We start from the raw sequence: 20,728 nt of genomic DNA, 5'->3' as shown, positions 1-20,728 counted from the left end.
AAGGCGGGTTCGGCTGAGCGCATCAGGCGGTCGCCATTGGTGCGGAGAAGCTGCGGGCGGGCTGGCACACCAGGCGCCGGATGCCGGCCTCAAGCGATACTTGCGTCCCGCACGAACCCCTTGCTCGCGACCATCAGGTTCTTGGTGTAATCCTCCTTGAGGCGGCCCGCGACCAGATCGGCGGATGACAGCCGCTCGACGACCTTGCCGTTCTTCATCACCGCCAGCCGCTCGCACATATGGGTGACGACGCCGAGGTCGTGGCTGACCATGATATAGGTGAGCTTGCGGTCGCGGCGCACCTGTTCCAAGAGGTTGAGGACTTCGGCCTGAACCGAGGCATCGAGAGCCGAGGTCGGCTCGTCGAGCAGCATGATCTGCGGCTCGATGATCAGCGCCCGCGCAATGGCAATACGCTGGCGCTGTCCGCCGGAGAGCTGATGCGAATAGCGGAAGCGGAAGGAAGAGCCGAGCCCGACTTCGTCAAGCGCCCGCAGGATGCGCCGTTCGGCATCCTGGACGCCATGGACAGCGAGCGGTTCCTGCAGCAGCCGGTCGACGGTCTGGCGCGGATGCAGCGACCCGTAGGGATCCTGAAACACCATCTGGACCTGGCGATAGAATGCCTTGTCGCGGTATTTGACATCCAGGGGCTTCCCGTCGAGCACGATCTTGCCACCGGTGACGGGCGAGAGCCCGGCTATGGCGCGCAACAGCGTTGATTTTCCAGACCCGGATTCACCGACGAGACCGAAAGACTCCCCCGGCGCGACATCGATGCTGACATTGTCGAGCGCCAGGAAATCGTCATAGGCGACAGTCAGGTTTTCAGCAGAGACGATTGCAGTCATAGCGCCCACTCCGGCTGGCGGTCGAGCACGGGCAGCGGATGCCGGTTGGTGCCGAGCGTCGGCATGCAGTTGAGCAGGCCTTGGGTATAGGGATGTTTGGCATTGCCGAGATCCGACGCTGCCAGTTCCTCGACGATCTTGCCCGCATACATGACGATGACGCGGTCGCAGAAGGACGAGACCAGCCGCAGGTCGTGCGAGATGAAGATCAGTCCCATGCCACGGTCGGCAACCAGCTTGTCGAGAATGCCGAGCACTTCGAGCTGCACCGTGACGTCGAGCGCCGATGTCGGCTCGTCGGCGACCAGCAATTCCGGACCGGCAATCAGCATCATGGCGATCATCGCCCGCTGGCCCATACCGCCGGAGACCTCGTGTGGATGTAGATCGAAAACACGGCCGGCATCGCGGATCTGCACAGCTTCGAGCATGGCAATGGCGCGGTCACGTGCCTCGCGCTTGCCGACATTTTCATGCGTGCGTAGCGTCTCGACGATCTGGCGGCCGATGCTCATCACCGGATTGAGCGAATATTTCGGGTCCTGCAGGATCATGGCGATACGGCTGCCGCGCAAGGATCGCCTGACCTTGGCCGGCGCCGTCAACAGGTCGATGCCGTCGAAATTCAACGTCTTCGCCGAAATCTTCGCATGCGCGGGCGTCAGCCCCATGATCGCCCTGCCCGTCTGCGATTTTCCCGAGCCGCTTTCGCCGACAATGCCGAGCCGTTCGCGGCCAAGCGTAAAGGAGACGCCGCGCACCGCCTCGATCAGACCGGTGCGGGTGGGAAACGAGACCCGGAGATCATCGACCGTCAGCATCGTGCTCATTGGCCGCTCTCCTTCGGATCGAGCGCATCGCGCAGGCCGTCACCCAGAAGATTGAAGCCGAGGCTGACGATCAGGATGGCGATGCCGGGCATGGTGGCGACCCACCACTGGTCGAGAATGAAGCGGCGGCCGGATGCGATCATCGCGCCCCATTCCGGTAGCGGTGGTTGCGCGCCGAGGCCAAGGAAGCCGAGACCGGCGGCCGTCAGAATAATCCCTGCCATATCGAGCGTCACACGCACGATCAGCGACGACATGCACATCGGCATGACATGCCGAAGCACGATGCGGAACGGCGAAGCCCCCATCAGCCGCACGGCAGCAATGTAATCGGAATTGCGCACGCTCAGCGTTTCGGCACGGGCGATACGGGCATAGGGCGGCCAGGAGGTGATGGCGATGGCGATGATCGCGTTCTGGATGCCCGGCCCCATGGCGGCAACGAACGCGAGGGCCAGCACCAGCTTCGGAAACGCGAGGAAGATATCGGTGATCCGCATCAGCACCGCATCGACCCAGCCGCCGGCATAGCCGGAGACGGCGCCGACCAGAAGGCCGATGGGAGCTGCTATGATCGCCACGAGCACGATGACCAAAAGTGTCAGCCGCGATCCATGCAGCAGGCGCGAGAGAATGTCCCTGCCCTGATCATCGGTGCCGAGCAGATAACCCGGACTTCCGGGCGGCAAAAGACGCGCGCCACCGAGATTGCCGATGACGGGCGAATGTGGTGCGAGCACATCGGCAAAGATCGCAATCAGGATCAGCAGCAGGATGATGCAGAGCCCGGCAACGGCCAGCTTGTTGGCGGAAAACCGCTGCCAGGTCATGTAGGCACGGCCAAGACGCGCCTGCAGGCGCGATTGCGGCCTGTCGGACATCAGCCATTGGCGGCGGGTCATGGGAGTGGTTTGAAGGGTGGACTGGCTCATCGCGCGCGCGTCCTCGGGTCAAGCGTCCGGTAGAGAAGATCGGACAGGATATTGATGGCGATGAAGACGGAACCGATAATGATGGTGCCGCCCAAAACCGCGTTCATGTCGGCATTCTGCAGCGAGTTGGTGATGTAGAGCCCAAGCCCCGGCCACGCAAACACCGTCTCCGTCAAGACAGAGCCTTCGAGAAGCCCGGCATAGGAGAGCGCAATCACCGTCACCAGCGGCACGGCGGCATTGCGAAGCGCGTGCCCCCAGATGATGCGGGTTTCCGACAGACCCTTGGCGCGCGCCGCGACGATATATTCCTGGCTGAGCTCGTTGAGCATGAAGCTGCGTGTCATGCGGCTGATATAGGCGAGCGAGAAATATCCGAGCAGGCCAGCCGGCAGGATGATGTGGCGGAACACGTCGCGAAACACATCCCACTGTCCCTGCCAGAGCGAGTCCAGCAGATAAAGGCCGGTGATCGGGGTGAAACTGTATTCGTAGACGATATCGATACGGCCCGGATAGGCGACCCAGCGCAGCTTGGCATAGAAGAACAGAAGCGACAGCAGAGCCAGCCAGAAGATCGGCACGGAATAGCCGACAAGACCGACGACGCGAACGATCTGGTCGGCGATCGAGCCGCGCTTGACGGCAGCGAGCACACCAAGCGGCACGCCGATCAGGCTGCCGATGATGGTGCCCAGCGTTGCAAGCTCAAGCGTGGCGGGAAAGACGCGGCGGATATCGGCCATGACCGGATTGGTCGTCAGAACCGAGGTGCCGAAATTGCCGGTCAGCGCATCGCGCACATAGATAAAGAACTGCTCATAAAGCGGCTTGTTGAAGCCCATCAGCTCACGGGTTCGCTCGACGACATGCGCCGGCGCCCGGTCGCCGAGAACGGCGAGCACGGGATCGATCGGGATGACGCGGCCGATGAAGAATGTCACAGCCAGAAGACCGAGATAGGTCGTGACGATGATGACCAGGAAGCGCAGGATGCTCTTGGCCCAACCGTTGGCACGGGCGCGTGAGCGCCCGGCCTTTGGTACTGTTTCGAGAATACTCACCGGCTATCTCCGGCTCAATCCTTGGAAACCGTGAAGACGTAGTTGGTATCGAAGCTCGGACCGAGCTTGAAACCCTTCACGTTGGCGCGGATGCCTGCAACTTCGGTCTGCTGGAAGATGACCACGAACGGGCTCTTTTCAAGCACCTTCTTCTGTAGGTCCTTGTACATCTCGGCACGCTTGGTGGCATCCTTTTCGAGCAGAGCAGCCTTGCTCTCTTCCGTCCATTCCTTCGGAACGTCCCACGTGTTGCGCCAGGCGAGCGTCTTGTTCTTGCCTTCGTCGGAATTGTCCGGGTTGACGGTGAAGGTTTCGGCATTCGAGTTCGGATCGAAGTAATCCTGGCCCCACTGGCCGATATAGATGTCGTGCGTGCGGTTGCGGTACTTGGTCAGCGTCTGCTTGCCGTCGCCGGGGATGATTTCCATCTTGATGTTGGCCTGGGCCAGCGTCTGCTGGATCGATTCGGCAATACCCGTGATCGGCTGGGTGTTGCGCACGTCCATGCTCACCGAGAAACCATCGGCAAGGCCGGCCTTGGCCAGCAGTTCCTTGGCCTTGGCGATGTCGAGCTTATAGGGGTTTTCCGGTAGCTCGCCCAGAACGCCCTTTGGCAGGAAGCTCTGATGGATTTCGCCGATACCCTTGATCAGGGTCGAGCCGATCGCATCGTAATCGACCAGATACTTGAACGCTTCGGCCACTTCCGGCTTGGCCAGGTTGGCGTTCTTCTGGTTGAGGCTGAAGTAATAGACCGTACCCTTCGGGGCATTGGTGGTGGCAAGCTCGGCATTCTTTGAAACGGCGTCGAAATCGCCCGGCTCGAGATTGCGCGCCACGTCGATGTCGCCAGCTTCCAGCGCCAGGCGCTGGCCGGAGCTTTCCTTCATGTGGCGGTAGATGACGCGGGCGAGCGGGGTCTTTTCGCCGTAATAATTGTCGTTGCGTTCCATGACGACGACTTCGTTGGCGCGCCATTCGCGCAGCTTGAAGGCACCCGATCCGGCGTAACCGGTCTTCAGCCATTCATTGCCGAAATCGTTGTCGTATTTGTATTCGGCCGATGGCGTGACGGCAGCCACGTGTTCGAGCACCAGCTTCTTATCGACGACCGCGCCGACCGTTGCGGTCAGGCAGTTGAGAACGAAGCTCGGTGCATAGGCCTTGTCGACGGTGAAGGTGAACGTGCCGGCATCCGTCGCCTTGGCCTTTTCCGTGACGTTGTCGCCGGTCAGACCAAACTGCGTGAGAATGAAGGCGGGGCTCTTGTCGAGCTTGACGACGCGTTCGATGGAGTAAGCGACATCCTCGGCCGTCACGGGGTTACCGGAGGCAAATTTCGTGTCGGGCTTCAGCTTGAACGTGTAGGTCAGGCCGTCATCCGAAACAGTCCAGCTCTCGGCGAGATCGCCAACGACCTTGGACGTGTCGTTGATATCGAGGCGAACGAGATAGCTATAGGTATTGGCGGTAACTTCGGCGGTCGAAAGCTCGAAGGCTTCGCCCGGATCCATGGTGATGATGTCGTCGATCGCCCAGCCTTCGACCAGTGTGTCGGCCGGCGTTTCGGCGAATGCGGGCGCGGCCGCCATCAAGATCAGCGACATGGCGGCGCCGGCCGTCAACATGCGGACATGCTTGTTCAGTGAATGCATCATCTCTCTGTTCCCTTTTTTAAGCCCGCGATGGGCCTTCTCTTTTTGGTTCAAGCGGCTTCGTGCCAGGCTTGAGCCAAAACCCTCAGCCAGTTTTCCCGGCATATTTTTGTCAGTTCCGCGTCACCATATCCGGCGTCCCGCAGGGCAGCAATCAGGTTCTGGTTGCCAGCCGCGTCGGTTATGCCTTCCGGAATGGTTGCACCATCGAAATCGGATCCAAGCGCCACGCAATCGATACCCATGCGTTCGACCATATAATCGACATGACGGACCATTTCGGACAACGGCGTATCGGCATTTTCCAGACCGTCGGGCCGCAACATGGTCGTCGCGTAGTTCAACCCGGCCAGCCCCTTGCTGTCGCGGATGGCGTCCAGCTGGCGATCGGTCAGATTGCGGGCAACGGTGGTGAGGGAATGGGCATTCGAATGGCTGGCGATCAGCGGTTGGTCGGTGGTTTTCGCCACGTCCCAGAACCCCTTCTCGGTAATATGGGCGAGATCGATGAGAATGCCGAGACGGTTGCATTCGCGCACAAGGCCGAAGCCGGCCTCGGTCAGGCCCGGCCCGGTGTCCGGGTCCATCGGAAAGGCAAACGGCACGCCGTGTCCGAAGATGTTGTTGCGGCTCCAGACAGGGCCAAGCGAACGCAATCCGGCGGCGTGGAATGTTTCAAGCGCGGTAAGATCGGCGCCGATCGCCTCGCAGCCTTCCATGTGGAGCACTGCGGCGAAGATATCGTTTTCCATCGCCGCGCGAATATCGGCGGTCGAACGGCAAAGCTTCCAGGCGCCGGCGCGGTCAAGCCGCAGGGCGATGGCGGCAAATTCCAGCGCGATATCGAGGGAGGGCCGCCGCTCCAGCGGCTCGGACAGCTCGGTCGCATAATGGCCATTTTCGTCAGGGGTCTTCAAGACGAGATGATCAGACGGGATGTAGATCGCCGACAGTCCGCCGATGAGACCGCCCTTCCTGGCCCGGGGGCCATCGATATGGCCTTCCGTTGTTCCCTCGGAAAACTCGACAACCGGGTCAGCGCCTTTTTTGGCATTACTCCACAGTCTCAGCAACACATCATTGTGGCCGTCGAAAACCGCCTGCATTCAAAAAATCCCGTCCTGCCTGATACGTCTGTTGGCGTCAGCCAATTTTTGTCCGGTTGGTCAAGAATGGGATGCTAGTCAATCATATGACAAATAACAATGCGGCTTATGCAAATTTCAACAACCGAAAAACAATGGTGGTATAACGGCTTACTTGATCGTCCAGCTTAAGGTTCGGCCCCGGAAAAACCTGCAGAACGTAAAGAGTTTTCTCTTTGAAAATGCAGGAACCAGAAAAAATCGAATGTCTTCCTGCCCGGAAATCTGGCATTGCAGGCAGGTAAAACCAAGGAGGCCCGCATGGGCATGGAACCGCGTCGAGAGCTTGCAACGGTAGCGTCCATGACGGCCGCTGATCGATGAGCGAACCTGTTGAACGCCTCCGCTTTCATATCCTTGGCATCGTCATCCGGGTGATCTCGACACTTGCCATTCTCGGCTTTGCAGTCTGGGGGGCGATGGCGTTGTCCTATCAGGCACCCGGCCCAGCCCTCGTCAGGATTTTGCTCGCAGCGCTTTGGGCCATCCTCTCGCTTGTCGCGCTCTATGCCTATGTCCGCTGGCACTCCCGGGTTGCGGCTCTGCTCTATCCCTTGATGATAGCCGGCCTTTTGTTCTGGTGGAACGCCATACCGGCGAGCAACAATCGCGATTGGGCCGACGAGGTCGCGCATATCGTCTCCGGCGTCGTCAACGGCCCGGAGGTCACGCTCGCCAATGTCCGCAATTTCGACTGGCGATCTCCGGCAGATTACACGGTGCATTGGGAAAACCGCACCTATAACCTCGATAAGCTTGCCTCGGTCGATCTGCTGCTCTCCTATTGGTCGAGCCCGGCGATTGCCCATACGCTGGTGTCCTTCGGTTTCGAGGATGGCCAGTTCGTCACGTTTTCAGTGGAAATCCGCAAGGAGCGCAATGAGAGCTTTTCGGAGGTCGGCGGGTTCTTCAAGGAATTCGAGATGAGCGTCATTGCCGCCGACGAACGCGATATCGTCGGAGTGCGTACCAATATACGCAAGGAAGACGTCTATCTCTACCGCCTCAATATTCCAAAGCCGGCGATGCGCTCGCTCTTCCTGTCCTATGTCGATACGGCCAATGGTCTCAACGAGACACCGCAATATTACAATACGATCACGGCCAACTGCACGACGATCGTTTTCGCCATGATCAACCATATCGTCTCCGGTGCCCTGCCGCTGGATTACCGGCTGATCTTTTCGGGCTACCTGCCCTCCTACATCATCGATGTGAACGGGTTCACCCCCGGCTTCACACTGAAGCAACTTCAAAGCGGCGGCGCCATCAGTGCGCGGGCGCAGGCCTCAGCCATCGGACCGGATTTCTCCCGGCGGATTCGCGAGGGCGTGCCGGGCATAGTTCCTTTGACACAACCCTGAAGCCACCTACACTGAGACGACAGACAACAGGAAATTCCCCATGAACCTCAAGGAGTTCGCAAACCGGCTGGCACTGTCGCAGACGACGGTCAGCCGCGCCTTGAGCGGTTATCCCGAAGTCAAGCAGGCAACCCGCGAACGGGTGTTGAAGGCAGCGCTCGAATATGGCTACCGGCCAAACACCAGCGCATTGGGGCTTGCGACGGGCCGGGTCGGCGCCATCGGCATCGTGTTGAAGGGCGGGGGCGAGTTCGGCCCGCACACCAGCGAATTCATGGGCGGGCTTGGCGGGCGGCTGCAGCAGGAGGAAATCGACATCCTCGTCTCGACGGTGGATTCGCCCGAGGCCGAGCTTGCCACCTACCGGCGTCTTGCCGCCAGCAAGCGCGTCGATGCCGTCATCCTGCATTCGCCTTTTATCGATGATCCGCGCATTGCGCTGCTCAACTCGCTGCGCCTGCCCTTCATCGTGCATGGACGCACCTATTGCGACGGCAGTTTCGGCTGGCTGGACATAGATAATTTCGGGGCGGTACGGCAATCGACCAGCCATCTGCTCGATCTCGGCCATCGCCGCATCGCCCTGCTCAACGGCTATCGCGGCCGGATTTTTGCCGAACACCGGCAGGACGGCTATCAGACGGCGCTGAGCGACCGTGGGGTTACAATCGATCCGGCACTCTGCGGGCATGGCGAGTTCACCGACGAGATGGGCTACCGGCTGATGCAGGGTCTGCTGAAGCTAAAGGACCGGCCGACGGCCGTGATCGCCGGATCGATGATGTCGGCGCTGGGTGCCATGCGGGCGATCCGCATTGCCGGCCTGACCGTCGGCGAGGATATCTCGCTGATCGCCCATGACGACGTCTTTCCCTATATCAGCCCGGACCATCTCTCACCGGCGCTGTCAACGACGCGATCATCGATCCGCGCGGCGGGGGCGCGGATCGGCGAAATGGTGCTCGACATGCTACAGGGAACACCGGCCGAGAACCTGCGCGAGGTCTGGCCGGTCGAACTGGTCATCCGCAATTCGACCGCCGCCGTGAAGAACCTTTAAACCTTAAGTTCGCGGCGTTCCTTCTCGGTGACCATGGCGAGATCGAGAACCTTCTGCAGGTCGGCAGCATGGCGAAAGCCCGGTTCGACCGTCTTTCCGGCACGGACCGCGTCGATGAAGCGTTCGTAGTTGGTCAACACGGTTCCCGCATCGATGTCCTTCCAGATGCCCTTTTCGATGTCGTCGCCCAGGCAAGCCTTGAGCGTCGAACCATCGGGCGTGTGGATCACCTCGATAGCGCCCTTATCGCCGTGCATGCGCAGACGCAGCTCGTTGAGATGGCCGACGGCCCAGCGGCTGGCATGGACAACACCCATCGCGCCATTGGCAAATTCGGCCGTCATGGTGAAGCTGTCGTTTGCATCGAGATCGTATTCGCCGATCCTGTTGCCGGGGGCCTTGTCGAAGGTCTTCAGCCGGGCGAAAATATGCTCGACGTCGGTGGCCGCGCCAAAGCCGGCAAAATCGAGGATATGGATGCCGACATCACCGAGCACGCCGTTCGAGCCGTGCTTGGTCGATAGCCGCCAGAGCCATTGCGATTCCGTCGCCCAGTCGCCCCACGCCTTGGACACCAGCCAGCTCTGCAAGTAGGACGCCTCGATATGGCGCACCTTGCCGATCTCGCCGGCCAGAACCATCTGCCTGGCTTTCTGCACTTCGGCGACATTGCGGTAGGTGAGGTTGACCATCGTCACCAGACCGGATTTTTCCGCAGCCGTCGCCATCTCGTCGGCCTTGGCATAGTCCTCGGCCAGCGGTTTTTCGCACAGCACATGCTTGCCGGCAGCCAGAAGTTTGAGCGTCGTCGGATAGTGGATCTTGTCGGGCGTCACATTGGTGACGGCATCGAACTCGCCCCAGGCAATCGCCTCATCCAGCGAGGTGAATGTCTTGACGATCGCATGACGCAAGGCAAACGCCTGCACCCGGACCTGATCGACATCGACGGCAGCGACGAGTTCGACGCCGCTCATCGTGGCAAAATTCATCGCATGCGTATTGGCCATGCCACCCGTGCCGAGAACGAGAAGACGGATCGGCTTCATCACTTGTACCCCTCTTCGCCGGCCTGATGCAGTTTTGGGCCACGCTCGACGATCGGCTCCAGTGCCTTTTCGACCGGCACGTTCGGCGCATCGTGGATGGCGCTGTAGGTGCCCTGTGGATTGTAGGCCCACTTGACCGAGTTGCGCAGAACCTTGTGGACGTTGGCGTCGTGATAGGTCGGATAGGTCTCGTGGCCGGGGCGGAAATAGAAGATATTACCGGCACCACGGCGCCAGGTGAGCCCCGAACGGAACACCTCACCGCCGGCAAACCAGGAGATGAACACGGTTTCAAGCGGTTCCGGCACGGAAAACTGCTCGCCGTACATTTCCTCGTTTTCCAGCACGAAATTCTCGTCCAGACCTTCGGCGATCGGATGGCGCGGATTGATCACCCACAGCCGCTCGCGCTCGCCTGCTTCACGCCACTTCAGCGCGCAGGGCGTGCCCATCAGCCGCTTGAACGGTTTTGAGAAATGGCCGGAGTGCAAAACGATCAGGCCCATGCCTTCCCAGACGCGCTTGGCGACCCGCTCGACGATTTCGTCGGATACGGCGCCATGATCCTTGTGGCCCCACCAGAGCAGAACATCAGTCTTTGCCAGGCGCTCGACACTCAGGCCATGTTCCGGCTCCTGCAATGTCGCCGTCGTCGCTTCGATCGAAGTATCCGTATTCAGCGCTGCGGCAATCGTGTTGTGCATGCCGTTCGGATAAATATTTCGCACGACCTCATTGGTCTGCTCGTGGATATTTTCGCCCCAGACAACTGCCCTGATGGTCATGACCAATCCTTCTTTCGACGCCGCATTCATCAGCGCTCGATAAAATTGAAACCGCTTTCAATTTCCAGCGATAGAATCCGCCCGAGGCTTTTGCAAGTGAAAATCTGACGACGGGACAGGTTTAGTGAAAGGTGGATTTGGAGAAGACGTTGAGCACGACGACGCCGGCAATGATCAATCCGAGCCCGAGAATGGCGGCCAGATCCAGCTTCTGCCCGAAGACGAAATAGCCGACCAGCGAAATCAGCACGATGCCGAGACCGCTCCAGATCGCATAGGCGATCCCGACGGGAATGACCCGCAACGTATAGGACAGGAAATAGAAGGCGATGGCATAGCAGACCACCATGATCAGCGTCGGCACCAGTTTGGTGAAGTGCTGGGCAGCCTGCATGGCCGATGTGCCGAGCACCTCGAAAACGATGGCAATCACGAGCACGGCATAGAGCATTGCGGGGTTCATGTGGGGCTCCGATAGTCGGTTATTGCTGGGAAAGTGCGACGAGTTGCGCCCGCATGGCCTGACGCATGGGCAGATCGACATCGTGGCTTTTGAGGATATCCGCCAGCCACAGACCATCGGCCGCAAACCGCGCCAGCAGGCATCCGGGTGAGGAATCGGTGCCGACAAATTCGTCGGCGTGATCCGCCACCCATACCCGCCAGCGCTCGCGCAATTGCGGCTCGGACAAAAGCGCAACGGTCAGGACCTGCCAGCCCTGCGCATCCACTTCATCCTCCAAGGCAAAAACGATGGACAGATAGGCACGGGTGAAACGGCCATGGGCGATCGGGTCGTTGCGCATCTCCTCCGCGATCGCTCGGTCGAGTTTCCCGGTCAGATCGTCGAAGAGGCCATTCAGAAGCGCCATCTTGTTGGGGAAATGATGCAGCAGCCCACCCTTGCTGACGCCTGCGGCCTGCGACACGGCATCGAGCGTCACGCCCGTAGCCCCCTGCTCCAATGACAGGCGTGCAGCCACGTCCAGCAGTTGCTGGCGGACCAATTCCGGTTGCTTGCGTCGGTGATGGGCGATGGACATGAGCCAATAAGATACCGTCTGGACGGTTTGTCAAGATGATTTGCGCGCTGATGATGCCGACGCGGTCAATCGACGCAACCTGGCAAGCCCTGTGAAAAACGATTGGAACGGCAAAGCACGACACGCTAGAACGTCCATCAATCAGGGAAGCGATGATGACGGACGGGCAGACGGAAACACTTTACAACGCCATTGGCGGCGACACGACCGTGCGGGCGCTCACTCACCGTTTCTACCAGTTGATGGATACATTGCCGCAAGCCGCCCGTTGCCGGGCGATCCATCCGGACGACCTTTCCGGCAGCGAAGAGAAATTCTACGAGTATCTGACCGGCTGGCTCGGCGGACCGCCGCTTTATACCGATAAACGTGGCCATCCGAGGCTCAGGAGCCGGCATTTCGGCGCCGCGATCGGCGCTGAGGAGCGTGACGAATGGCTGCTCTGTTTCAACCTGGCGCTGGAAGAGACGGTGTCACATCCGCAATTGCGCTCCATCATTCTGGAGCCGGTAACACGGCTTGCCCATCACATGCAAAACAAGGACGAATAGACATGCAGAGCGGGCAGTTTCGGACGGTTACCCTTTTCATTGCCGGCCTGATGGGCCTTTCCGGCGTCATCAGCGCTGCAGCCGCGTCACACGGAGCCGATCCGCGCCTGCTCGGTGGCGCCTCGGCGATGTGCCTGGCACATGCCCCTGCCCTGATCGCGCTTTACGCCGCCTGGCCGGTCATGCGCACAGCAGCGATTTCAGCCCTGCTGCTTTCAACCGGAACGGCCCTGTTCGCAGCCGACCTGACGGCGCGCCACTTCCTCGGCCACGGGCTGTTTCCGATGTCGGCGCCGACAGGCGGCGTGTTGATGATGCTCGGCTGGGTTTCCGTCGCCACCGGCGCATTCTTCATGCGGAAGGAAGGTTAAGCGCCTTCGACGACAGAGAAACCCTCGAACTTCGGCGGCCCGAGATACATCGCGCGGTTATCACCCGCATTTTTATGGGCTGCGCGGAAGTTTTCGGACTTCGTCCAGTCGATGAAGGCGTCGCGGCTTTCCCAGATCGAACTCGACACGAACAAGGTGTAGCCTTCGTCGGCAACGGTATCGCCGCGCAACAGCTTGAATTCCTTGAAACCGGGATTTTCCGCAAGGCTGGAATCGCGGTTCTTCCAGACGTCTTCGAACGCCGTTTCGTGGCCGATCGCGATCCTGAACCTGTTCATGGCGAAAAACATGCGGGTATCCTCAAGCTTGATCTTTGGTCTGCACTGTAGCGGCAGCACCGGAAGGGAATGGCAGGATATTATCTCTCGGCTCAGGTGCAAGCCCCAAAACGGAGCGCGTCGGCGGCCGCGCCTGCCAGACCGGAAATTCCGTGACGTTCGGATTGTCTTCAACCCTGCGCGCACGGCGTGACAGCAACTCGTACAGTTCCGGCACCAAACCGTCGCCAGATTGCGAGGCCAGCTTGTGCAGTCCGATCATCATGTACTGATCGGGACGCTCATTGCTCATGTCTTCTTCTCCAGAGGATTCGGGCGGCTGACATGCGCCCGGATATCGATCCGAGCGGCAAGTCAGCTAGCGTTGCTGCGGGCTGCCTTCAGGTCCAGGAAAGCGCGTTCCAGGCTCGACTTGCTGCCGTTGCGCAGGGGCACGAAGGCCTTGCCCCACTTCTTGCAGCCGGTCTTTACCCGCAGACACGCATCATGGCTGATACAGTCGATCGGGCAGAAAACGCAGTCGACGGAGGGCAGGATATTGTCGATGCGGGACACTGCCTCGCGCAAACCGCCGTCATGATGGATCAGCTCGGCGCCATGCGAACTGGCGATCTGGCGCAAATGCGCCACCTGGCAATCGCGGCCGCCCACGTAAAGGAAACTGCGCCCCTCCAGCCGTGTTTCCTGCGCCTTGCTGGAAGCCGGCACATTGCGCGTCTCGGCCTCCCGGCTCTGCTTCTGCTTCGGCTTGAGCTGCTGCCGTTTGTCACCCATGTCAGTCTCCGCGTGTTTCGGAATCGGCCGTTCGGCTGATCGTGCGGGAACCCTATTTAACTTGATAAACAGAGTAAAGTATAAACATGAGTTTTTTTATCATATTATCTGGAGCGTTTCGCCGCAGCGCCTTCATGCGGCAAACCCATGATGCTTTCGAAAAAAATCCTGCCAGCGCTATCGACGGCCAAATTGGAGCGGTAAAATGAACTGCCAGCTACTGCGGTTCGCATCTGCAGGAATTTTGGGGAAAGGTTCAGCTTTTCGAACAGCATTCAGGGCCGCTTCGTCAAGCGCGGGCGAACCGGATCCCCGGAGAATTCGCAAACTCGATACACCTCCGCCGCTTGATATGGTGAAGCCCACCGTTACCGTCCCCGAGCTATCTGCCGATTTGGGATAGCGGAAATACCGCTGCACTCTCGTGCGTACCTTACCCTTGTAATTGCTTTCGGCCGCATTTCCGAAAGCCTGCGCGACCTTTCCCTTTTTACCGGTGCTTGCTGTGGCGACGGCGCCTTCGACGCCATCGGCCTGACCTTTGCTCACGGTCTCGACCTGTTTTCCGGCATCGCCGGCCTTCTTGCGGACAACCTTCTTCTTCGGTTTTTCCTTCTCCGGCTCTTTCTTCGGCTCAGGCTTCTTTTCAGGTTCCGGTTTGATTTCCGGCTTTTCCTCCGGAATGACGGTCTCCACCGGCGCAACAGTTGCCGTGATCTCCGGCTGTTCGGCGGTAGCCGGCACAATTTCCTCGGCCGGGAGAATGACATCGGCTTCGGTGGGAACGATGTCCGTCGGCGCCGCCGCAGTCACCTCGGATGGAACGGGCGCTATCTCTGCCACTTCCATCGGCTCAGGCTCGACCTCCTCGGGCTCGACTTCCTCCGGTTCGATTACTTCGCTGGGATCACCGGCCAGCACCGTCTCTTCAAAGGCGTTACCGAGAACGGCCACCTCCATGGCTTCACCGCCCGCAACCAGCGCTAGATCGAGCGGTTTCTCGTTCGGCTCGAACAGTTGGGTTGCGCCTGCATGCGCCAAAAGCGAAAGGAGGATCGCCCCGGTCCATTTGATAAGAGTGTTCATCGCAGATACCGATGCGAACCCCGCATCAGCCCTTCAGTTCGACAGGCGATTTTGACCCTGTCTTCAGCGCCTTCATGCAGGCATCCTTGGCAACACCATCGCCAGCGCAAACCGGAGCGTCGTTGATCAGCAGGCTCTTGACCGCCTCGCATTTCGTTCCGGGCAGATCGAATTGCCGAACCTTGGTCTTTCCAGCCGGCAGATCTCGAAAATCGAGAACCGCCATTCGCTCGACCAGTCCCTTGGCATCGAAAAGCACGAATTCGAAGGAAACCTTGGACAGCGATTGCGGCAGCTCGTTTGCCGCCACGAATGTCAACTTGCAGCCTTTATCGGACGGCGTGAGATCGTTGATCTCGATCGACAGGTTACCGGGCGCTCCCGCATCCTGCGCCAAGGCAGCCGAACCCGAAGATAAGGCGGCCAGGGTAGCTAGCGGCAGCAGGCGAACAAATTTCATCATAGTCCATCCATTCTCAAGAGTGGCGCATCGGGGTGAGACCGGCTGTTTGGGAACCCACCCGCACGCGGCACATTTCGGCTCGGCGATTAATCTTGACTGCAAATCCTGTATTGCGTCCATAATAAAAGATGAGTAATGAAGTCAAGATACTAATCACAACGACCCGGCCAAAGAAGGGGGTAAATCCCCTGTTTCGGCCGTCACGATCAGGACCGGAAACCGGTGACACCAAATGAACCAGATGCCGTGCCGGTTGCCGTGCCGGTCGGCCAGACACAGCGCATCGTTGAAAGCCGCGAGCTTTTTCGGGGCGGAAACGAAATTCTCATTGCACATGAAGGCGCGATCTACCGCATGAAGATCACCCGCCAGGGCAAACTTATTCTGAACAAATAGGCTACACACATGACCCAGACACCCCGTCCGACCCCGATCGAAATCCGTGCCTACCGGGCCGCCAATCCTAAGATGCGCGAGCGCGATATCGCCGCTCAGCTCGGTATTTCGGAAGCAGCCCTGGTTGCCGCCGAATGCGGCCTGACCAGCATTCGGATCGATGGCGGCGCCAATCGCTTTCTGGAACGGGCAGCGGAACTTGGGGAAGTGATGGCACTGACCCGCAACGACAGTGCCGTTCACGAGAAGATCGGCGTGTTCGAGAACATCACTCCCGGCAAACACGCCTCGATCGTGCTTGGAGAGAATATCGACCTGCGCATCTTCCCGGGCGCCTGGGCACATGGCTTTGCCGTGACCAAGATCGATGGCGACGACGTCCGCCGTAGCCTGCAGTTCTTCGACAAGCAGGGAACGGCCGTCCATAAGGTACACCTGCGCCCGGCATCCAATCTCGACGCCTATCACAGCATCGTCGAAGCGTTCCGGCTCGAGGATCAGTCGCAGGAGTTCATCCCCGAGACCAAGGTCGAACGCATTGCCGATGGCGGTACCGAATCGGTCGATGTGGCGACGTTGCGCGACGAATGGAGCAAGATGACCGATACGCATCAGTTCCATGGATTGCTGCGCAAGTTGAAGCTCGGCCGCCGCCAGGCGCTGCAGTCGGTCGGTGACGATTTTGCCTGGAAACTGCAGCCCGAAGCCGTCGAAGAGATGCTGCGCCAATCGGCCAGGATCGAAGTGCCGATCATGTGTTTCGTCGGCAATCACGGCATCATCCAGATCCATTCCGGTCCGGTTGCCAATATCCAGACCATGGGTCCCTGGCTCAATATCATGGACCCGACATTGCATCTGCACCTGCGCAGTGATCACCTCGCCGAAATCTGGGCGGTTCGCAAGCCGACGGCCGACGGCCACGTGACTTCGCTCGAAGCGCTCGATGCCAAGGGAGACATGGTCATCCAGTTCTTCGGCAAGCGTAAGGAAGGCTTTGCCGAGCGCGAGGAATGGCGCACCGTCATGGAAAACCTTGCCCGGCTCGACATCACCGAAGCGGCCTGAAGGAACGGTCATGAAAGCTCCCTATGATTTCCGCCGGCTGCGTTCCTGGGAACTGGCCCTGGCGATCTTCGCGGTCTCTACCCCCTTCGTGCTGCCGACCGCCCTGCCGGATGGAGCTTCCTTCATCCGTACGGCTGTCGCCCAGGAAATGCAGAAGCCCGACACGTCCCGGCTCGTTTCCGTTGGTGGTGCCATCACCGAGATCATCTATGCACTCGGCGAAGAAGGAAAGCTCGTCGGCCGCGACTCGACCAGCCTCTATCCGGAAGCGGCAACCAAGCTTCCCGATGTCGGCTACATGCGGCAATTGTCGCCGGAAGGCGTGATTGCCATCAACCCGAGCGCCATCATCGCCGTGGAAGGCAGTGGCCCGCCCGAGGCTCTCGCGGTTCTGAAAGACGCAAAAATCCCTTTCCAGACTGTTCCGGAAACCTATGATCGCGACGGCATTCTCTTGAAGATAAAAGCTGTGGGCGATTTCCTTGGGGTCCCCGAAAAAGCCACCGCTCTGTCCGATCAGGTCAAGGCCGATCTCGACGCGGCCGTAGCAGATGCTGCCAAACGGCCGGAAAGCGAGCGCAAGCGCGTGATCTTCATCCTCAGCACGCAGGGCGGCAAGATCATGGCGTCCGGCAAAGACACGGCTGCCGACGGCATCATCGCGCTTTCCGGGGCCATCAACGCCACCGGCACGTTCCAGGGCTACAAGCCGCTGACCGACGAGGCGATCATCGAAGCCAAACCCGATATCGTCTTGATGATGACACGCAGCGGCGGCCATGCCGCCAGCGACGACGAACTGTTTGGCCATCCGGCGCTGAGCCTGACCCCAGCGGCGAAGACCCGCGCAATCATCCGCATGGACGGCCTGCATATGCTCGGCTTCGGACCGCGCACGGCAAGCACGGTGCGCGAACTCAACGCCGCCATCTACGGAAAAAAACCGAATGCCTCGCAGTGAAATGGTTGCGGGTGATGGCCGGTCGCAGTCTTTTGCGTCGCGCTTGAAATCCGATTGGCATTTGGGCGACCGTTCGCGGCTCGCCCAAATGCTGATCCTCGTGCTCATCGCCGTCGCAGCCGCAATATTTTTAGCCTCGATCATGACCGGTGCTGCCGATGCCTCGCTCGGCAACGTTCTGCGTTGGCTGGTGGGAATGGAAGGCGCCGAGCAGGCTTTGAGCGTCCGCGATCGGATCATCATCCTCGATATTCGTCTGCCGCGTGCGGTGCTCGGCCTTTTGGTCGGCGCTTCGCTTGCCGTCTCGGGCGCCGTGATGCAAGGCCTGTTCCGCAATCCGCTGGCAGACCCCGGACTGGTCGGCGTCTCCTCCGGCGCAAGCCTCGGCGCCGTCCTGCTGATCGTTCTCGGCAGTTCGTTTTTCGGCCCGCTGTTTGCGATCTTCGGCTTTTACGCTCTGCCGGTCGCGGCCTTCATCGGCGGTCTCATCACCACGTTGCTGCTCTACAAGATCGCCACCCGTAGCGGCCAGACATCGGTCGCCACCATGCTGCTGGCAGGCATCGCGCTCGGAGCCCTGGCCGGTGCCGTCACCGGCGTGCTGATTTTCATCGCCGACGACAAGCAGTTGCGCGACCTGACTTTCTGGGGCCTCGGCTCTCTGGCCGGAGCCAACTGGATGAAAATCCTGTCGGCCGGTCCGATCATCCTCGTGTCGCTCGCGGTCGTTCCCTTCCTGGCGCGTGGACTGAACGCCTTGACGCTGGGAGAAGCCGCAGCGTTCCACATGGGCATTCCGGTCCAGCGGCTGAAGAACATCGCCATTGTCAGCGTTGCGGCCTCGACCGGCGCTTCGGTTGCCGTCAGCGGCGGTATCGGCTTTGTCGGCATCGTCGTTCCGCATGTTCTGCGGATGCTGATCGGTCCCGATCACCGGTATCTTCTGCCCGCATCGGCGCTGCTCGGCGGCACCTTGCTGATCTTTGCCGATATGATCGCCCGCACCATCGTCCCGCCGGCCGAATTGCCGATCGGCATCATCACTGCTTTTGCCGGCGCGCCGTTCTTCCTGTGGATCCTGCTGCGCGGGCGCTCCCATATGGGGCTTTAGACCATGATCAAGGCCAGCAATCTTTCCGTCCGGCTTTCCGGCACGCAGGTGCTGCACGGTGTCAGCATCGAAGCTGCGGCCGGACAACTGACGGCAATCGTCGGCCCCAACGGTTCCGGCAAGACCACCAGCCTCAAGGCGATCGCCGGTGAACTGCCCTATGACGGCACCGTCAGCATCAACGGTCACAACATCGCGACGCTGAAACCCTGGGAACTGGCATTGAAACGGGCCGTGCTGCCGCAATCCACCGTCATTTCCTTTCCCTTCACCGTGCGCGAAATCGTCCGCATGGGGCTGTCAGTTGGGGCAAAGTCCGATGCGGCCGATACCGACAGGATTGCCCGCGATGCGCTCGAAGCCGTCGATCTGTCCGGGTTTGCCGGCCGGTTCTACCAGGAACTGTCCGGCGGCGAACAGCAGCGTGTGCAGCTTGCGCGCGCCCTGTGCCAGATCTGGGAGCCGGTCCAGCACGGCGAGCCCGCCTTCCTGCTGCTGGACGAGCCGGTGTCCAGCCTCGACATTCGCCACCAGCTGACCATCATGCGGCTGGCCAAGAATTTCTGCGAACGCGGCGGCGGCGTCATCGCCATCATGCACGACCTCAATCTGACCGCGATGTTCGCCGACCGGATGATCATGATGAAGGCGGGGCGTGTCCATGCGACGGGACATCCGAACGCGGTGATGACCGACGCCGTGATGGAAGCGGTGTTCGGCTGCGCCATGCGGGTCAATGCAACACCGGAAGGCAACGTCCCGTTCGTTCTGCCCCACACGGCAGCCTAGATCGCACTGACGATGGAACCAAACTCCAATTTGCGCGTTATTGTGGCGAACCGCTGACACGGCGATCATGTCATTTGTCGGCACTACCGCACACCGGGACGAACCTGAACCAATAGTCCCGAAGCACGAAGGAGTTTCTTCATGGCCCCAGGTCTCTTTTCCGGCGCAAAGAAGCGCAATGGCAGCCTCCTCGATGCCCCGATCGAAGATCAGATCAGCGAAATCCGCGACGACATCGCATCGCTGGCCAAGCTCCTCTCGCAGCGCGGTGCTGACGCATCGAAAGATGTGCGTTCAAGAGCATACGAAGCTTCCAAGGATGTTCGTGGTCGCGCCCACGATGCCCGTGATCAAGCGGAAGCCGGCCTTCAGGACCTTTTGGAAAATGGCGAGGCATTGTTTGCCGAACTGCGCAGCCGTTACTCGGTAACGGAAAAGCAGGTTCGCCAGACCGTGCGCCAGCACCCGGTTGCCACACTGGGCGCCGCTGCTGCACTCGGCCTGCTGGTTGCCGCGCTGATCCGCCGCTAGACGAACCTTTCCAGGCAGGCGGCAGTCCATCAGGGCGGTCGTCTGCATTCCTGTCGAAGGCTGGCGAACAACTCGGTTGTCAGCCAGCCTTTGTGCCATCCGCCTCCTGGAGAATAAAATGGGTCCTCTGGCCGCAATGCTTTCGGCTCTTGTCGTGACGGATGTCAGCGTTACCGTAGCGCGCTACAAGCGTAATGGTGCGATGTGGGCCATCGTGGCGCTGTCCTTCCTGACGGCTTACATCTTTGCAATGGCGGCAGGCGCCATCTATCTCAGTGCACTATATACGCCTCTTAAAGCCACCCTTATCCTTGCCGGTGTTTCCATCCTCATTGGGCTTGTCATCATTGGCATCATGTATGCGCTCAATGCCCGCGATAAGCGTCTCGCAGCCGAAAAGCGGCGCCGCTCGCAGGCGCAGACAACGTTTGCCATTGCCACTGCATTGACGCTGTTCCGCCGGCAGCCGCTTCTGGCCGCAGGCCTTGCCGTCGGTGTTGGCACCGTTCTCGGGCTGATGCGAAAATCGGGTGACCGCGACCGGTCCTGA

26 protein-coding genes are annotated in these 20,728 nt (G+C 60.1%); 11 read left to right on the top strand and 15 right to left on the bottom strand.

What is annotated here, in order from left to right; all coding sequences use genetic code 11:
- Positions 1–89 precede the first annotated feature (89 nt).
- From ACP7BS_RS15235 to ACP7BS_RS15210, 6 genes are read right to left on the bottom strand one after another with little or no spacing between them, the layout of a single operon-like run.
- Positions 90–851 (bottom strand): ABC transporter ATP-binding protein, encoded by a 762-nt coding sequence (locus ACP7BS_RS15235; protein ID WP_426238776.1) that lies wholly within the window; start codon positions 849–851, stop codon positions 90–92.
- Positions 848–1,681 (bottom strand): ABC transporter ATP-binding protein, encoded by an 834-nt coding sequence (locus tag ACP7BS_RS15230; protein ID WP_426238775.1) that lies wholly within the window; start codon positions 1,679–1,681, stop codon positions 848–850. The genes ACP7BS_RS15235 and ACP7BS_RS15230 overlap by 4 nt, the downstream gene beginning before the upstream one ends.
- A complete protein-coding gene (locus ACP7BS_RS15225; RefSeq protein WP_426226992.1) occupies positions 1,678–2,613 on the bottom strand; it encodes an ABC transporter permease in 936 nt (311 codons plus the stop codon). Before ACP7BS_RS15225 ends, ACP7BS_RS15230 begins: the two co-directional genes overlap by 4 nt.
- Complete coding sequence (locus tag ACP7BS_RS15220; RefSeq protein WP_426238774.1) at positions 2,610–3,677, bottom strand: ABC transporter permease; 1,068 nt, start codon at positions 3,675–3,677, stop codon at positions 2,610–2,612. The genes ACP7BS_RS15225 and ACP7BS_RS15220 overlap by 4 nt, the downstream gene beginning before the upstream one ends.
- A gap of 14 nt (positions 3,678–3,691) precedes the next feature.
- Positions 3,692–5,335: an ABC transporter substrate-binding protein gene (locus ACP7BS_RS15215; protein WP_426238773.1), complete on the bottom strand. Its 1,644-nt coding sequence runs from the start codon at positions 5,333–5,335 to the stop codon at positions 3,692–3,694.
- A gap of 47 nt (positions 5,336–5,382) precedes the next feature.
- Positions 5,383–6,438 carry a dipeptidase gene (locus ACP7BS_RS15210; RefSeq protein ID WP_426238772.1) on the bottom strand — a complete coding sequence of 352 codons (1,056 nt, stop codon included), beginning with the start codon at positions 6,436–6,438 and terminating at the stop codon, positions 5,383–5,385.
- A gap of 359 nt (positions 6,439–6,797) precedes the next feature.
- On the opposite strand from ACP7BS_RS15210, the gene ACP7BS_RS15205 reads away from it, so the two are divergent.
- On the top strand, positions 6,798–7,841 hold the full coding sequence (locus ACP7BS_RS15205; protein ID WP_426238771.1) for a DUF4105 domain-containing protein: 1,044 nt from the start codon (positions 6,798–6,800) through the stop codon (positions 7,839–7,841).
- 40 nt (positions 7,842–7,881) lie between these two features.
- Entirely contained in the window at positions 7,882–8,901 is a 1,020-nt protein-coding gene (locus tag ACP7BS_RS15200; RefSeq protein WP_426238770.1) for a substrate-binding domain-containing protein, read from the top strand.
- On the opposite strand, the gene ACP7BS_RS15195 is transcribed toward ACP7BS_RS15200, so the two are convergent.
- From ACP7BS_RS15195 to ACP7BS_RS15180, 4 genes are all read right to left on the bottom strand, one after another.
- On the bottom strand, positions 8,898–9,941 hold the full coding sequence (locus ACP7BS_RS15195) for a Gfo/Idh/MocA family protein (RefSeq protein ID WP_426238832.1): 1,044 nt from the start codon (positions 9,939–9,941) through the stop codon (positions 8,898–8,900). The genes ACP7BS_RS15200 and ACP7BS_RS15195 overlap by 4 nt on opposite strands.
- 8 nt (positions 9,942–9,949) lie before the next feature.
- Positions 9,950–10,735, bottom strand: coding sequence for a ThuA domain-containing protein (locus ACP7BS_RS15190; RefSeq protein ID WP_426238769.1), 786 nt, complete (start codon positions 10,733–10,735; stop codon positions 9,950–9,952).
- Positions 10,736–10,856: 121 nt separating this feature from the next.
- Positions 10,857–11,198 carry a DMT family transporter gene (locus ACP7BS_RS15185; RefSeq protein ID WP_426226977.1) on the bottom strand — a complete coding sequence of 114 codons (342 nt, stop codon included), beginning with the start codon at positions 11,196–11,198 and terminating at the stop codon, positions 10,857–10,859.
- Between the two features lie 19 nt (positions 11,199–11,217).
- Complete coding sequence (locus ACP7BS_RS15180) at positions 11,218–11,778, bottom strand: TetR/AcrR family transcriptional regulator (protein ID WP_426238768.1); 561 nt, start codon at positions 11,776–11,778, stop codon at positions 11,218–11,220.
- Between the two features lie 155 nt (positions 11,779–11,933).
- Between ACP7BS_RS15180 and ACP7BS_RS15175 the strand changes: the two genes are divergently transcribed.
- Both ACP7BS_RS15175 and ACP7BS_RS15170 read left to right on the top strand, forming a co-directional pair.
- The gene (locus ACP7BS_RS15175; RefSeq protein WP_426238767.1) at positions 11,934–12,329 is read left to right on the top strand and encodes a group II truncated hemoglobin; all 396 of its coding nucleotides are present in this window, start codon (positions 11,934–11,936) and stop codon (positions 12,327–12,329) included.
- A 2-nt stretch (positions 12,330–12,331) separates the two neighbouring features.
- Complete coding sequence (locus tag ACP7BS_RS15170; RefSeq protein ID WP_426238766.1) at positions 12,332–12,700, top strand: DUF423 domain-containing protein; 369 nt, start codon at positions 12,332–12,334, stop codon at positions 12,698–12,700.
- On the opposite strand, the gene ACP7BS_RS15165 is transcribed toward ACP7BS_RS15170, so the two are convergent.
- The 5 genes from ACP7BS_RS15165 to ACP7BS_RS15145 all read right to left on the bottom strand — a co-directional run bounded on the left by ACP7BS_RS15165 (position 12,697) and on the right by ACP7BS_RS15145 (position 15,319).
- Positions 12,697–13,011 (bottom strand): antibiotic biosynthesis monooxygenase family protein, encoded by a 315-nt coding sequence (locus ACP7BS_RS15165; protein ID WP_426238765.1) that lies wholly within the window; start codon positions 13,009–13,011, stop codon positions 12,697–12,699. The two genes, ACP7BS_RS15170 and ACP7BS_RS15165, sit on opposite strands and share 4 nt — an antisense overlap.
- Before the next feature lie 10 nt (positions 13,012–13,021).
- Positions 13,022–13,291, bottom strand: a complete 270-nt coding sequence (locus tag ACP7BS_RS15160; protein ID WP_426238764.1) for a hypothetical protein — start codon at positions 13,289–13,291, stop codon at positions 13,022–13,024.
- A gap of 62 nt (positions 13,292–13,353) precedes the next feature.
- Complete coding sequence (locus tag ACP7BS_RS15155; RefSeq protein WP_426226967.1) at positions 13,354–13,773, bottom strand: DUF2325 domain-containing protein; 420 nt, start codon at positions 13,771–13,773, stop codon at positions 13,354–13,356.
- A gap of 177 nt (positions 13,774–13,950) precedes the next feature.
- A complete protein-coding gene (locus ACP7BS_RS15150) occupies positions 13,951–14,859 on the bottom strand; it encodes an energy transducer TonB (RefSeq protein WP_426238763.1) in 909 nt (302 codons plus the stop codon).
- A gap of 25 nt (positions 14,860–14,884) precedes the next feature.
- Positions 14,885–15,319, bottom strand: coding sequence for a hypothetical protein (locus ACP7BS_RS15145; RefSeq protein ID WP_426238762.1), 435 nt, complete (start codon positions 15,317–15,319; stop codon positions 14,885–14,887).
- Between the two features lie 261 nt (positions 15,320–15,580).
- Between ACP7BS_RS15145 and hemP the strand changes: the two genes are divergently transcribed.
- The 7 genes from hemP to ACP7BS_RS15110 all read left to right on the top strand — a co-directional run bounded on the left by hemP (position 15,581) and on the right by ACP7BS_RS15110 (position 20,728).
- Complete coding sequence (hemP, locus tag ACP7BS_RS15140; RefSeq protein WP_426228474.1) at positions 15,581–15,718, top strand: hemin uptake protein HemP; 138 nt, start codon at positions 15,581–15,583, stop codon at positions 15,716–15,718.
- Positions 15,719–15,727: 9 nt separating this feature from the next.
- Positions 15,728–16,786: a hemin-degrading factor gene (locus tag ACP7BS_RS15135; protein WP_426238761.1), complete on the top strand. Its 1,059-nt coding sequence runs from the start codon at positions 15,728–15,730 to the stop codon at positions 16,784–16,786.
- A gap of 10 nt (positions 16,787–16,796) precedes the next feature.
- Positions 16,797–17,747, top strand: a complete 951-nt coding sequence (locus tag ACP7BS_RS15130; RefSeq protein WP_426238760.1) for a heme/hemin ABC transporter substrate-binding protein — start codon at positions 16,797–16,799, stop codon at positions 17,745–17,747.
- Positions 17,734–18,858: a FecCD family ABC transporter permease gene (locus ACP7BS_RS15125; protein WP_426238759.1), complete on the top strand. Its 1,125-nt coding sequence runs from the start codon at positions 17,734–17,736 to the stop codon at positions 18,856–18,858. The genes ACP7BS_RS15130 and ACP7BS_RS15125 overlap by 14 nt, the downstream gene beginning before the upstream one ends.
- Before the next feature lie 3 nt (positions 18,859–18,861).
- On the top strand, positions 18,862–19,647 hold the full coding sequence (locus tag ACP7BS_RS15120) for a heme ABC transporter ATP-binding protein (protein WP_426226957.1): 786 nt from the start codon (positions 18,862–18,864) through the stop codon (positions 19,645–19,647).
- Between the two features lie 141 nt (positions 19,648–19,788).
- Positions 19,789–20,178 carry a hypothetical protein gene (locus ACP7BS_RS15115; protein ID WP_426238758.1) on the top strand — a complete coding sequence of 130 codons (390 nt, stop codon included), beginning with the start codon at positions 19,789–19,791 and terminating at the stop codon, positions 20,176–20,178.
- Positions 20,179–20,296: 118 nt separating this feature from the next.
- A complete protein-coding gene (locus ACP7BS_RS15110; RefSeq protein ID WP_426238757.1) occupies positions 20,297–20,728 on the top strand; it encodes a hypothetical protein in 432 nt (143 codons plus the stop codon).

Origin of the sequence: Pararhizobium sp. DWP1-1-3, assembly GCF_049896125.1 — a bacterium.
Taxonomy (GTDB): domain Bacteria; phylum Pseudomonadota; class Alphaproteobacteria; order Rhizobiales; family Rhizobiaceae; genus Pararhizobium.
Note: the sequence above shows the minus strand (reverse complement) of the source record. Positions and strands in the feature narration are given on the sequence as shown.